Below are 12,273 nucleotides of genomic sequence, written 5' to 3' on the forward strand. Positions count from 1 at the left end.
CCGAGCTGCTGGTTGCCGGTCGTGGCGACCAAGGAGATGTCGAAGGCGCTCAACCAGCCCGCGGTGCGGACCAGTTCGGGGAAGCGGTCCTGCCGGTTGCCGCCGCACCATGCCTCACTGCCCACGATTCCCTTGGCGTGCAGTAGCTTCGCGCGCTCGACGGTCAGCCGCATCAGGTCGTCCACGCCTAGCCGGTAGCGGACGTGCGGATCGAAGAGCGGGTCGCTGAGCAGATCGATCACCGGTGATCCGGACACTATCGCTCCTTCCGGTGGCGGGTGGGCGCGGGCAGATCGTGGCGGGTCAGGTGCAGCGCCGAGAGGGTGGGCGCGACGATGTCACGCAGGTAGACCTGCGCGTTGATGCCGGTGGAGCGCATCAGAACCGAGCGGGCTTCGGGATCGGGCAACAGCTGCTCGGCGGGCATGCGAAAGGTCCGCAGGACATGGGCCAGATCGACGAGAGTGCCTGCGCGGTCCTCGTCGAGTAGCAGCGCGACCATGTGCTGGTAGAACTTCGTATGCGCCATCTCGTCGCGGCCGATGATCCGGTAGATATCGGCCAGGACCGAGTGCCCGGTCTCGTCGGCCAGCGTGCGCTGCGAGCGATAGACCACGAAGGTCGTGAGTTCCTGGATCATTCCGTAGATCAGCATCTCCCGGGGACTCGCGTACGGCCGTTCCCAGCGCTTGGCCAGGACCGTGTCGGCGTAGTCGTGGAGTTGGGCTTGGGTACGTTGACCGCTGCGATGCAGGTATTCGCGGAGCACGAGCGCGTGTTTGGATTCCTCGTACCCCCAGTTCGCGGCGAACCAGGCCTGGGCGTAGTTGCGGCCGAACAGTTCCAGGTGCGTGTTGAGGTAATCGGGGAGAAAGAGTTCGACACCGCAGAATGTTTCGGCGTTGGTCGCGAGCTGCGCATCACTGCGCGCGGTGTCGAGCCCGTCCCAGTCGATGTCGTTGAACGGATTCCAGCGGCGCGTGCGCTCGGCGTTCTCGAAGAAGGTCATGTACGTGCGGTGGAAGGATTCGCGCAGATCCCTGTTCAACGGTCGACCCGATGCGCTAGTTCGGTGATGATGAGCTGGCACAGCCCCTCGACATCGGTGACGGCGTAGAGCTTTTCGTCGGGCAGGCGGATGTCGAGCTGCTTCTCGGTCCACGTGACGAGCTCCAGCAGTTGCACCGAATCGATGCCGGAGGAGAAGAGGTCGGAATCCGGGCGCAGGGGCGGATGTGCTGCGGAGGTGACATCGCGCAGACCGCTGCCGAGCAAGGCCAGCAGTTCGTCCTGGGTCATAGGCGTTCCTTCGATGCGGTTTCGTTGAGGCAGAGAGCTTTTACTCGGGATCGTCCACGCGACGCAGGCACCACTGGGACAGGGTCATGTGCCTGCGCGCGAACGAGTTGATACAGCACGTCAGATAGCGGTCATAGGTTGCGAACAGTTCGCCGCCCCAGCGATCGCGAATTTCTTCCTCGTGCGCGCGCAACCGGGTGCGCCAGTGCGTCGTGGTGCGTTCGTAGTCCTCGCGCCGGGTGCGCAGTTGCATGACCTCCCAGTAGGGGCCGACGGCCATGATGATGTCCTCGGCCCGGGGCGCCATGCCGCCGGGAAAGATGGTCTCGCCGAGCCAGCGCAGCTCGCGTGCCTCTTCGGCACGGCGCGGCAGGCGCTCACGCAGACCCGTCTGGAGTGCGAAGTACGCGCCAGGGTTGGTCCATGTCCACGCTTTGTGGAAGTAATCGCGGTACCTGGCGACGGCTCGTCCGGCGCGGGCGTCCTCGGGGGTGCAGACATGTTCGATCATGCAGATCGACTGCACCGCGTCGAAGGTGTGCACCGGGATGAAGTCGCGATAGTCGACGCAGGAGACGGTGACGCCCGGCAGATCGCGGCGCACGATGTCGTCGTACTGGGCTTGCGACAGGGTGATGCCGTGTGCTCGGGCGACGTCGCGTTCCTGCGTGAGGTACGCGAGATTGTTGCCCCAGCCGCAGCCGATGTCGAGCACCGTGCGGTCGGGCGCGATGTGCGCGAAGTCGTGCAGGACCGCGAGTTTGGCGAGCTGGGCGGCGTCGAGGTCGTCGGTGTCGTCGAAGACGCCACACGTGTAGTTCATCCGGCTGTCGAGCCAGAGCCGGTAGAACTCCGGGTCGAGGTCGTAACTGACGGCGATGTCAGCTTTGCTGGACATGCAGCGCCCCTTCCAGATAGCGGCGGCGGGTCTCCTGCCGTCGTGGCTTCCCCGAGGTCGTCCTCAGTACGGTGCCGGGGGCCACGGTCACCACGTCGTGCACCGGGATGCCGAGGGCGGCGGCGACGGCTTCCCGCAGTGCCGCAGGTATTTTCATGTCCGCGGTCCGGCATTCCGCGACCACGACCAGTTCCTCGGAGCCCGATCCAGGCCGGGTGCAGGCCACGACCCCGCCCGCGCGCACACCGGCGACGGTCTCGGCGACCCACTCCACCCGTTGCGGATCGATGTTGCGGCCGTTGAGGATCAGCAGATCCTTGACCCGGCCGGTCACGAACAGCTCTCCCTCGGCCAGGTAGCCGAGGTCACCGGTACGCAGCCAGTCGTCCGGCCGAAACGTGTGGTGCGTCGCGGAGACCGCACCCAGATAGGCGTGTGCGACCGAGGGACCGCGCACCCAGATCTCGCCGATGATCCGCTCGGCGACGGTCTCGCCGGCGTCGTCGCGCACGGCGATCTGATGACCGGCCAACGGCGGTCCACAGCTGACAATCGTCGCGGTGTCCTCGGGAACCGTAGACGTGGCGTTACTCTCGGTCTCGGCCGGTATCCGGGCGGCTGTTTCCGGATCGAGGGGGACGGCGCGTCCGCCGGACAATTCGTCGGCGCGGAGGTGGTCCACGCGGTAGGGGCGATCCGGCGTGGCGAGCGCGACCGCGAGCGTGGCCTCGGCGAGTCCGTAACACGGTGTCAGCGCTTCGGGTTCGAGTCCCGCAGGTGCAAAGGTGTTCAGAAAGTGTTGCAGCACAGCATGGTTGATGGGCTCCGCGCCGCATCCGAGCACGCGCACCTGATCGAGTTTCAGCGCGGTGATCTCCTCGGGCGAGGTCCGGCGGGCACTGAGCGCGTAGGCGAAATTGGGGGCGAAACTGATCGTCGCGCGCCGGTCGGACATGGCGCGCAACCACAGCCCGGGGTGGCGGACGAAGGCGCGGGTCGGCACGAAGGAGACGGGAACGCCGATCAGCAAGGGCGCCAAGACGAATCCGACCAGCCCCATGTCGTGGTGCAGTGGCAGCCAGGACAGTCCGCGGTCCACCGCCGGATCGGCGCGCAGGCCGTCGCGCATGATGGCCATCCCGTTGGCGCGCACCGCGGCCACCCGCGCGGGAATCGCGCGCGGAGTTCCGGTGCTGCCGCTACTGAACTGCACATACGCGGTCGCGTCCGGTTCGGGAGGGCAGGGGTCCGACGTGTCCGGCGGCGCGGCCACGACGGTATCCAGGACTATCGTCCGCTCGCTGCCCGCAGGTGCGGCGGTGCCGGCGCGCAGCGCGATCGCCCGGGTCTGCGCTGCCGCGGCCATCGCTGCCACGTGATCGTGCCAGGCGGCGCGACGTCCCTGCGGCGGCGGTGGCGGCACTGGAACCGGCACCACTCCGGCCCACAGGGCGCCGAGGAAGGCCGGGACGAACAGGCGCGGGTCGGTGGCTTCCATCGCGACCCGGTCACCGGGTCGCGCACCGGCCGCGCGCCATCCCGTGGCGGCAGAGCGCACCTCGTGCAATAGGTCGTGCCGGCTGAGGACGCTCCATTCGCCGTTCTCGCCGAGGTACTCATGGGCGGGCGCGTGGTCGTTCTCGTAACCGGCCACGACATCGGTGACCCAGCTTTCGCGCAAGTGTCGTTGCCCCTCTCGCACAGCCGATTTCGAGGAATCGGAGCGGTCGTGTTCCGGGTCTCAGTACACGTGACCGCGCGGCGCGAGGGCCAGGCACGCAATTGCGGCGTGCCGATCAGTTCTTGCGATACACCGAAGGCCGGACGCCGGTGTACCGCAGGAACGCGATGGACAGCGCACCGGCGCTGCCGAAACCGCAACGCGGAGCGATCTGTTCGATCGAGAGCTCGGTGTCGCGCAGCAGCCGCTTGACCTCATCGACCCGCAGCCGGAGCAGGAACTGATGCGGTGTCGTCCCGGTCTCGGTCCGGAAGACCCGGACGAGGTGGTAGACGCTGAGATGCACCTCGCCCGCGATATCCGCCAAAGTGATCGACTCGGCGAACCGTTCACGCATCATCGTCACCGCCGCGCGCACGCGCCGATCCTCGCGGTTCGGTGCCGTCGGCGCCGCCGCACCGGCATGCCGGACGAGCAGGTGCATGCTCAGGAAGGCGGCTGCGGACTCGGCGTAGAGATCGTCCGCACCGCTGGGGACCGCGAGTGCGCGTACCACTTCCTCGATCAGCGGATCGCCCTGTGTGAGCGCCGCGGACACCGCTTCGAAATCCACGTCCTGTTCGCCCAGCTGTGCCGCGGCCGCGTCGACCGTATTGCGCGGGATGTGCACTTGCACGCTGCGCATCGGTCCGTCGCCGCGATAGCTCACCGACGTGGCCTGGCCCGGCAGTTTGGCGTCGATCGTGCCGGGCAGCCAGGTGGACCGCACACTGCGCCCGCCATTTCGCGTCTGCAGCACCGCCTTCCCCGTCAGCGGCAACACCAGATGCACATCCGCCGCGGCAGGCAACGGCATCTCGCGCACCACGGGCGCATGCTCGAACCGCTGAACGAGCAGCGACTGCCAGCCGGCATCCTCGAAGCTGCAATACGTCCGCCGAACGCAGCCGTCGAAGTCGAAACCGGCATAGGGTTGCAGATCGAAACGAGTGGAATCGAACACCATATCCCGACCCTACTCAGCGGGTAGTTCGCGACCGTAACTACTCGATAATCCGCGGGTCATCGTCTCCGAGAACGCGCCGCTCCGGCGCAACTGGGGTCGCAACTGGGGAATGTGGACGACTTCGATTGTCCTACCATCCATTCGACGGCAGACTCGCTGGAGCCGCCGCATGACGGGAGGGGTACGACAATGCGATTTCGCATGAATTTCAAACAGGGCGTCGCGGCGGTTTCAGCGGTTGCCGGAATGGTCGGAATGGGCGCGTTCGCCGCGCCCGCGCAGGCCGAAGCAGCTGGATACGACCGCTGCCCGAGCGCCCGGTTCTGTATCTTCAGCGCACCCAACGGCGGTGGCCGAATCGCCTATTTCCAGCTCGGTTCGACCGACCTCCGCCTGCAGAACATGGACGGTCAGGTCTATTCCCTCTGGAATCGCACATCGCAACCGTGGCACGGATACACCGAGTACAGTTATCGCGGCGGTATCATTTTCAGTGTCACCCCGGGCTGGAAATCCGACGTCCCAGCCGACGTCGCCGTGCAAATTCATTCCGTACGTGGTGTCTGAATCGCGACGTCAGTCTGCGACGGGCGACGATGTGGCCGGAACTTCCGGAGCCGTCGGCGCCCGGCCAGGTACCCGAGCGGCGATCGGGCGAAGGGCGAAACCAGGCGTGCTGTGCGGCCCCACTCGCACCGTGGCGAATTCCGTCGGCGTGCCTACCGGTCGACATCGCTGCCGTCCGAACCACCCCTGCTAACATCCGGCAACATCGCAATAAATCAGCCGGGTCGTGGTCCACAGAAGGGATCGGTCGGGGCGTGGCGGAAACTGTGATCGGACGACGTGCGTTGTTGACCACCGCGGCTGCGGCGGGGGCGTTGGCCGCAGGGGCGACGACCCTCGCCTGCGGGCCGCCTGCCGCTCGAACCGACTTCGCTCGGTCGATGGATCGCAGCGTGGAGTTGGCCAGGGAGATGCTGGGGGTCGACGCCGCGGGCAACGATATGCGGCTGACCTACCTGCGTACGCTGATCGACACCGGTCTGCCCGAAACTGCTGCGCCCAAACGGGTTCTGGTGATCGGCGCGGGTCCGGCCGGACTGACCGCGGCGAATCTGCTGGCCGACGCCGGGCACCGGGTGACGGTCATCGAAGCCAACGGCAGCCGAACCGGCGGACGCGTCAAGACCTTTCGCGGCATGTTCAGCGATCCGAACCTGTATGCGGAGGCCGGGGCCATGCGGCTGCCGAGCGCCCATCCCATGGTGCTCGCGCTCGCCGACAAATTGGGTCTGCGGCGGCGGCAATTCCACAACGCGGACGTTGCACCGGAGGCACGTTCCGCGGCGGTCACGCCCGTCGTCTATCGCTCCTTCACCGGTGAGCAATGGAGCAACGGTCCCGCTGCCGAGTTCCGGCCGCCGCCCGCGGCGGGCCGTACGCTGATCAACACCAACGGAAGGATCGTCACGCGCGCCGAGTACGCCGGCGATCCCGCGGCGTTGCATCGCGATTTCGGTGTGGACCTCACCGCGCCGGCCAGAGCTGCGCTCGATTCGGCGTTGCACAAAGTGGGAGTGCCTGACGACTGGCCCATCGAGCGTCGAATCGATGGCTGGGCAAAGGTTTTCAATACCTACGAGGACTACTCCACGCACCGTTATCTGACGGAGCACGGCTGGAGCCTTGCGCATCTCGCCACGGTGGGCACCCTGGAGAACCTGACCTCCCGACTGCACTACGGTGTCATCTCCGCGATGGTGGACCATGCCCTCATCCGCCCGGACGCGAGCTACTGGGAACTCGAAGGCGGCACCGCGACGTTGACCGACGCGCTCACCCGCAAACTCGGGCCTGCCGTGCGTCAGGGCAGACGCATGACCCACCTGGAGCAGACCGATCGCGGTGTAAAGGTGTGGACCACCGCCGAATCCGGCAGCGAGCACACCGATGGCGCACCGATGGATCCGATCGAATCGTTCGAGGGCGACTACGCCATTCTCGCTATCCCCTTGACCGCCACCCGTTTCTGCACTTTCGACCCACCGCTGTCCTATCCGACCCGTCGTGCCATCACCGAGCTGCACCATGATGCCGCCACCAAGGTGCTGCTCGAGTTCAAGACCAGGTTCTGGGAGCAAGGCGTTCGTGGATTCCGCGGCGGTGGGTGCGTATCGGACTGTCCTAATCGATTCACCTATTTCCCCTCTCACGTGCCCGATTCCGACGGCGGCGTCGTCCTGGCCAGCTACACCTGGTCCGACGATGCCATGCGCTGGGATTCGCTCACCGAAAGCGAGCGGGTGCATTTCGCGCTCGCTGGGATGCGTCGCATGTTCGGTCCCCGCGTCGACACCGAATTCACCGGTGTCGGTGTCTCGCAGTCCTGGCAACGTGCCCGCTATGCCCTGGGTGAAGCGGTCATTCCCACCCCCGGCCAACTACACGAACACCACGCCGCGACCCGAACGATCGAAGGGCGAATCCATTTGGCCGGCGACCACACCACGCTCAAGCCGGCATGGATCGAAGGAGCGCTCGAGAGTGCGGTTCGCACTGCCCTGGAAGTTCACCAGAGATGAAGGGGCGGTGTCGATCGCGGGTACGACCGCTGCCGAGGATTCGGGATCACAGTAGATACTGGGCGACGATGTGGCCGGAGTTTCCGGAGACGCCGGCGCCCGGCCAGGTGCCCGAACCGAGGACGTAGAGGTTGGGGACGAAGGTGCGGTGACCGGGTGCGGCGGAGATCGGGCGAAGGGCGAAGCTTTGCGCGAGGTCTTGCGCGCCACCGTAGGGGTCGCCGGGCCCGCTGTTCGGGTTGAACGCGGAAAGAGTTGCGGGAGTGACAATTTCGCGGGCGATGATAGTGGCGCTCAAGCCCGGGACGTGGCGCTCCACGACCTCGAGTACCCGGTCGGCGAAATGGTTCACCACATCGGTGTTCCAGGTGCCGTCGGTGGTGATCGCCCCTGCCGCGTCGCCGTGTGGACGGGTGGGCACATCGGTGACCTGGATGCGCAGCACGCTGGTGCCCGCGGGTGCGCGCGTCGGGTCGTGTGCGGTGGGGGAGTCGATGGTCATCGTCGGCCACGCGGGCAGCAACCCGGCCCGCGCCTGAGCGACGTGCAGGGACAGTCCGTCCAGCGAATCGGTGAGGAACGGTTGCCCGATCCGTTCGAAACGCTTGTCCGTCCAAGGGATCGGCGCGCTGGTCGCGAGGTGGAGCTGAAAGAGACCGGTGCCGTAGCGGTATCGGCTCGCTTGCCGCAGGATACGTTCGGGCACTTCGGTTTCGCCGAGCAGCCACTCGTAGAGCTGGTCGGGATTGACGGAGGCCACGACGCTGTTGCGGGCCCGACACGCGCTACCGTCGGACAGCTGCACGCCGACGGCGCGTCCGTCGGTCACCCGAATCCGGGTGACGGTGGCGCCGGTCTGGATCACACCGCCCCGGTCGGAGATTATGCCCGCGAGCGCTTCGACGAGTTTTCCGATGCCGCCCTGCGGAATCGGCATGCCGCCCGCGGTGAACCCGAGCGGGAAGATCGTCGTCCAGAACGCGCCGCCCGCGTCGTCCGGCCCGTGACTCACGTGCGCTGGCCAGGAGCCGAAAAGGCTTCGCATCGCTGGGGATTCGATCTCGGAGACGGCCGAGCGCGCGCTGTCCAACGCGATCTCGGCGACCTCGGACCAGCCATTGCCTTCGCGCACCAGCTGAGCGATGGTGGCGCGGGCCGCTTCGCTGGTCAGGTCCTGGCCCAGCAGTCCGAATATCGGGCCCACCGCGGGCCCCAGCGCCGACACGATTTCGGCGACCGCCGAGCTGTCGCCGGGGTGCAGCCGGTCCGCCTCGTCCGCGAGTGCCAGCGGATCCCGGGGGAATACCGCCGTGGTGCCGTCTTCCAGGGACACACCGGTCGGGAATTCGGGCTGCAAGATCTGCAGACCTTGTTTCTCCAGGTCCGGCCCCAGGTCACGCCACGCGGGCCCGCTGGTGAACAGCGGGATCGCGGACGAGAACGGGTCGTAGATCACTCCCGGCGTCAATTCGGCGCTGCGCACGAACCCGCCCACCCGATCATTGCGGTCGATGACGAGCACCTCATGGCCCGCTTTGCTCAGGTAGGCCGCGGCGACCAGTGCATTGTGGCCGCCGCCGACGAATATGTGATCGAAAGTCTGCATCTGTTCAGTCGACCAGCACCCGCAGGGGACGTCGATATTTCTTGTCACTCACCGGACCGGAACCTCGTTTTCGGCAGTGGGCTTGATGGCGACCAGGATGTCGAACGGTCCGGGCAGGACCGCGGCCTCCTGGAAACCGATCTCGCCGAGCAGGTCGAGATAGTCGGTCGCCTCTCGCAACATGCTCGTGCAACTGTCGACGCCGATGAGGAAATACGACCAGAAGAATTGCCGGGCGAGCCGTTCGGCGTCCCGGAATTCCTCGCAGATGAGCACCCGCCCGCCCGGGGCGAGGGCGCGGTAGGCCTTGATCAGAAGTTCCCGGGCTTGCGGTCGCTGCCAGTCGTGCAGCACGCGCACGAACGACAGGACGTCGTACCCGCTCGGCAGCGGTTCGGCGAGGAAATCGCCGCCGACGAAACCGAGCCGGTCGCCGCAGCCAGATTCCGCCCGCGTGCGGTCCACGAGGGGACCCAACGCGGGCAGGTTGTAGACGTCGGCCCGCAGGGACGGCTGATTCCGCAACAGGTGCGCGGCCAAGGTGCCGTCGCCGCCGCCGACGTCGAGTAGCCGTGCGGTGTCGCGCCACAACTCGGCGTGCATGCCGAACGCCTCGGCGATGGGGCCGATCCCGGCCGCCATGCTGTGTTCGAATCCGGCGATCTGCTCGGCGTTGTCGAGCGGCCATTCGAAAGCGGAGGCCGCCATGCCATGCGTGCCGTGCAGTACCTCGGGCAGCCGGCCGTACAGCGTGCGCCACGGGTAGCCGTCCCGGTCCCGTTCGACGGAGGCCGGGCCCAGCACGTCTACGGCCGCGTCGCGCGCGCCGTCGATCGCGTGATATCTGTTGTCGCGCAACAGGTCCGAAGACTGCCGAGCGACCAGGCCGAGGCATTCGAGACAGTCGAGCAGCTTGTAGAGGCGGATCGGCACCACCTCGAAGCGATCGCACAGTGCGCCGAGCGACACGGGGCCGGTGTCCAGCGCATCGAAAAGGCCCATCTTCCAAGCGGTTCGCACGACATCGATGGCTTTGTCGCCGTTGAACAGCAAACTGAGCAGTGCGCGCGGCGAGACCACGATCCCGGTCATGCGCGCAGCCCCTTTCGCTCCGCAGCCAACGCGTCCATGAAAGCGTCCACTTCGTCCACCGTGTTGTAGATATGGGGAGCCACGCGCAGCCCCTCGCGCCAGCTGCACACCATGCCGCGTTCGACCAGCCGCTGCTTGACCAGCTCGTCGCCCGGAAAACTGAGGCAGACAACGCCGCCGCGGTGCTGCGCCGCCTTCGGGGTGCGCACCGTGAGACCCGCTGCGACCGCCCGCTCGATGATGCGTCCGGTGCAGCGCAGCGAGTGCGCCCGGATGGCCGGCATGCCCACCGAAGCCAGCAGATCGAGGCCGACGCGGGACATCATGGCGGTGAGCGGAATCGGCGTGCCGCCCGCGAGCCGCCGCGCATCGGCGGCCCAGTCCTCGGCGGGCCGGAACGACAGCGGGTCACGACCCGCGAACCAGCCGGTGGCGGCGGGTCGCAGCGTCGGCAGGAGTTCGCGGCGTGCGTAGAGGAACGCGGTGTGCGCCCCGCACAGCCACTTACCCGCGCCGCCGAGCACGAAATCCGCCCCGAGCGCGGGCAGATTCAGCGGCACTGCGCCGACGGTTTGGAAGGCGTCGACGATGACCAGCGCACCCATCCGATGGGCGCGCGCGACGATCCTTTCGAGATCGAGCATTGCTCCCGTGGTGTAACTGCCATGGGCCACACAGACGAGCAGGGTCTGCTCGTCGATCGCGGATTCGATTGCCTCGGTACCGAAATCGACCACAACGCGTTCGGCGCCGTAGCGGGCGAAGCCTTGCCACAGGAACGGCACGGTGGGGAACTCGCGGTCGGTGGTGAGCACCTTCGAGCGCTCGCCACGAAAATCGAAACAGGTGGCGAGCCGGCCGAGCAGTGTGGTGAGGTTGGTGTCGGTGACGATCGTTTCCGCTGGGGCGCTGAGGAATTCGGCGAGCGCGTGGATGTAGCCGTCCAGCTCGTCGAGCCATCCGCCCCATGCGTCGTCTCGCCAGCTCCGCATCGTCGCCCAGTAGCGATCGAGTACCTGCTCGACGCCGCGCGGCATCGCCCCGGTCGAATTGCTGTTGAGATACACGCAGGTGTCGAGCACCGGGAACTGCGCACGCAAAGTGTCGATATGGCCGAGGTAGTTCATCGGGCCGTCGCCGTACGTGCCGCTCCGGGTGCGTATCCGCACTCGCGTCGCCAACCCTCGGTCAGCTCGATCCGGATCTGCCACAGCGAGCGGAACAGCGGCTGGGTCATCCGGCCGGTCAGGACCCGCGTCGGCACCCCGTCGAGCGCGTGCACCCCGTGGCCGATGCCGATCGTCCTGCGCACCAGCATGAAGTGGCTGATCAGCCACAGCTGGAACCGTTCGTCGAAATCGACCAGCAGCTCACAGATGCGTTCGAGCTCGGGCTGCGCGCCCGCGTAGACCTGCGCCAGGCCGACCCCGCGGCGGTCCAGCAGCCGTTCCATTGCCGCGTCGACATGTTCGGCGGCGAGGAGAACGGCGTTGTAGCCCGGCGATTCCTGCCCGCTGCCGTTGCCGAGACTGCGCCGGATGGCCTGATAGGTGCTCGGTGTCAGCGTCTCGAGCACGCGGATTTCGCGGGCCAGGCACTCGGCGATCCGGATCGTCCGATCGAGCCGCGCGGAGACCCGCCACAGGTCGTCACTGTCGAGTTCGCTTACAACACCGACGAGTTCGTGGGCGATCAGCTTGAGCCAGACCTCCTGAGCCTGATGGACGATCTGGAACATCAGTTCGTCCGGCTCGGTGAGCCGGTCCACCTCGGTCTGCAAGGACAACAGCTCGGTGGTGCGCAGATACACCTCGTAGTCGGAAGTCCCGTCGCCGACCCAGGCCTTCAAGACGGTGTTGAACATCGGCTTCGACAGTGCCTCCCGCAACTGTGCCGCCGCCGACCCGTCCTCGATCGTGGACATGAGCGTTCCCCCCCGGGCGGCATCGCGCCGCCTGTTCGAAATACCTTGTGCCCCCGATTTCGCGACCGGACAGCCGGGCGCATCGCGCCGGTTCACCCAGCGGATCGGTCGCCGGTGACAGTCGGTGTGCAGAACCACACCGAGGGTTCGTGACCTGCGTGCGGTCCGCTGAGTCGACCGAG

12 protein-coding genes are annotated in these 12,273 nt (G+C 66.9%); 2 read left to right on the forward strand and 10 right to left on the reverse strand.

Annotated elements, in window-relative coordinates; genetic code table 11:
• The 6 genes from NBRGI_RS44655 to NBRGI_RS38655 form a co-directional block, all read right to left on the reverse strand.
• Positions 1–257 (reverse strand): hypothetical protein (locus NBRGI_RS44655; protein ID WP_036562462.1); only part of this gene is annotated, 257 nt, incomplete at its 3' end.
• Complete coding sequence (locus tag NBRGI_RS38635; RefSeq protein WP_036562464.1) at positions 257–1,048, reverse strand: acyl-ACP desaturase; 792 nt, start codon at positions 1,046–1,048, stop codon at positions 257–259. The genes NBRGI_RS44655 and NBRGI_RS38635, both read right to left, overlap by 1 nt.
• Positions 1,045–1,299 (reverse strand): acyl carrier protein, encoded by a 255-nt coding sequence (locus NBRGI_RS38640; RefSeq protein WP_029902584.1) that lies wholly within the window; start codon positions 1,297–1,299, stop codon positions 1,045–1,047. The genes NBRGI_RS38635 and NBRGI_RS38640 overlap by 4 nt, the downstream gene beginning before the upstream one ends.
• 40 nt (positions 1,300–1,339) lie before the next feature.
• The gene (locus NBRGI_RS38645; protein WP_029902586.1) at positions 1,340–2,197 is read right to left on the reverse strand and encodes a class I SAM-dependent methyltransferase; all 858 of its coding nucleotides are present in this window, start codon (positions 2,195–2,197) and stop codon (positions 1,340–1,342) included.
• Entirely contained in the window at positions 2,181–3,878 is a 1,698-nt protein-coding gene (locus NBRGI_RS38650; protein WP_051728361.1) for an AMP-binding protein, read from the reverse strand. The genes NBRGI_RS38645 and NBRGI_RS38650 overlap by 17 nt, the downstream gene beginning before the upstream one ends.
• Positions 3,879–3,993: 115 nt before the next feature.
• Entirely contained in the window at positions 3,994–4,884 is an 891-nt protein-coding gene (locus NBRGI_RS38655) for a helix-turn-helix domain-containing protein (RefSeq protein ID WP_029902590.1), read from the reverse strand.
• Between the two features lie 201 nt (positions 4,885–5,085).
• Here NBRGI_RS38655 and NBRGI_RS38660 point away from each other — a divergent pair, with 201 nt between their 5' ends.
• Both NBRGI_RS38660 and NBRGI_RS38665 read left to right on the forward strand, forming a co-directional pair.
• Positions 5,086–5,451: a peptidase inhibitor family I36 protein gene (locus NBRGI_RS38660; RefSeq protein ID WP_029902592.1), complete on the forward strand. Its 366-nt coding sequence runs from the start codon at positions 5,086–5,088 to the stop codon at positions 5,449–5,451.
• A 29-nt stretch (positions 5,452–5,480) separates the two neighbouring features.
• On the forward strand, positions 5,481–7,469 hold the full coding sequence (locus NBRGI_RS38665) for a flavin monoamine oxidase family protein (protein WP_235211253.1): 1,989 nt from the start codon (positions 5,481–5,483) through the stop codon (positions 7,467–7,469).
• Between the two features lie 46 nt (positions 7,470–7,515).
• Here NBRGI_RS38665 and NBRGI_RS38670 read toward each other — a convergent pair whose 3' ends face one another.
• The 4 genes from NBRGI_RS38670 to NBRGI_RS38685 are packed head-to-tail and all read right to left on the reverse strand — an operon-like array spanning position 7,516 to position 12,091.
• Entirely contained in the window at positions 7,516–9,075 is a 1,560-nt protein-coding gene (locus NBRGI_RS38670; RefSeq protein ID WP_029902595.1) for a phytoene desaturase family protein, read from the reverse strand.
• Positions 9,076–9,123: 48 nt separating this feature from the next.
• Positions 9,124–10,167 (reverse strand): methyltransferase, encoded by a 1,044-nt coding sequence (locus NBRGI_RS38675; protein ID WP_029902598.1) that lies wholly within the window; start codon positions 10,165–10,167, stop codon positions 9,124–9,126.
• The gene (locus tag NBRGI_RS38680; RefSeq protein ID WP_235211254.1) at positions 10,164–11,336 is read right to left on the reverse strand and encodes an aminotransferase class V-fold PLP-dependent enzyme; all 1,173 of its coding nucleotides are present in this window, start codon (positions 11,334–11,336) and stop codon (positions 10,164–10,166) included. Before NBRGI_RS38680 ends, NBRGI_RS38675 begins: the two co-directional genes overlap by 4 nt.
• Positions 11,291–12,091 carry a tryptophan 2,3-dioxygenase family protein gene (locus NBRGI_RS38685; RefSeq protein ID WP_029902601.1) on the reverse strand — a complete coding sequence of 267 codons (801 nt, stop codon included), beginning with the start codon at positions 12,089–12,091 and terminating at the stop codon, positions 11,291–11,293. The genes NBRGI_RS38680 and NBRGI_RS38685 overlap by 46 nt, the downstream gene beginning before the upstream one ends.
• Positions 12,092–12,273: the final 182 nt, after the last annotated feature.

This window comes from Nocardia brasiliensis IFM 10847 (assembly GCF_000710915.1).
Lineage (GTDB): Bacteria > Actinomycetota > Actinomycetes > Mycobacteriales > Mycobacteriaceae > Nocardia > Nocardia brasiliensis_A.

Coding starts and splice junctions, on each gene's coding strand:
- NBRGI_RS38670 (WP_029902595.1), bottom strand. CDS start 9,075: ATGCAGACTTTCGATCACATATTCGTCGGCGGCGGCCACAATGCACTG.
- NBRGI_RS38645 (WP_029902586.1), bottom strand. CDS start 2,197: ATGTCCAGCAAAGCTGACATCGCCGTCAGTTACGACCTCGACCCGGAG.
- NBRGI_RS38665 (WP_235211253.1), top strand. CDS start 5,481: ATGTGGCCGGAACTTCCGGAGCCGTCGGCGCCCGGCCAGGTACCCGAG.
- NBRGI_RS38685 (WP_029902601.1), bottom strand. CDS start 12,091: ATGTCCACGATCGAGGACGGGTCGGCGGCGGCACAGTTGCGGGAGGCA.
- NBRGI_RS38655 (WP_029902590.1), bottom strand. CDS start 4,884: ATGGTGTTCGATTCCACTCGTTTCGATCTGCAACCCTATGCCGGTTTC.
- NBRGI_RS38660 (WP_029902592.1), top strand. CDS start 5,086: ATGAATTTCAAACAGGGCGTCGCGGCGGTTTCAGCGGTTGCCGGAATG.
- NBRGI_RS38675 (WP_029902598.1), bottom strand. CDS start 10,167: ATGACCGGGATCGTGGTCTCGCCGCGCGCACTGCTCAGTTTGCTGTTC.
- NBRGI_RS38640 (WP_029902584.1), bottom strand. CDS start 1,299: ATGACCCAGGACGAACTGCTGGCCTTGCTCGGCAGCGGTCTGCGCGAT.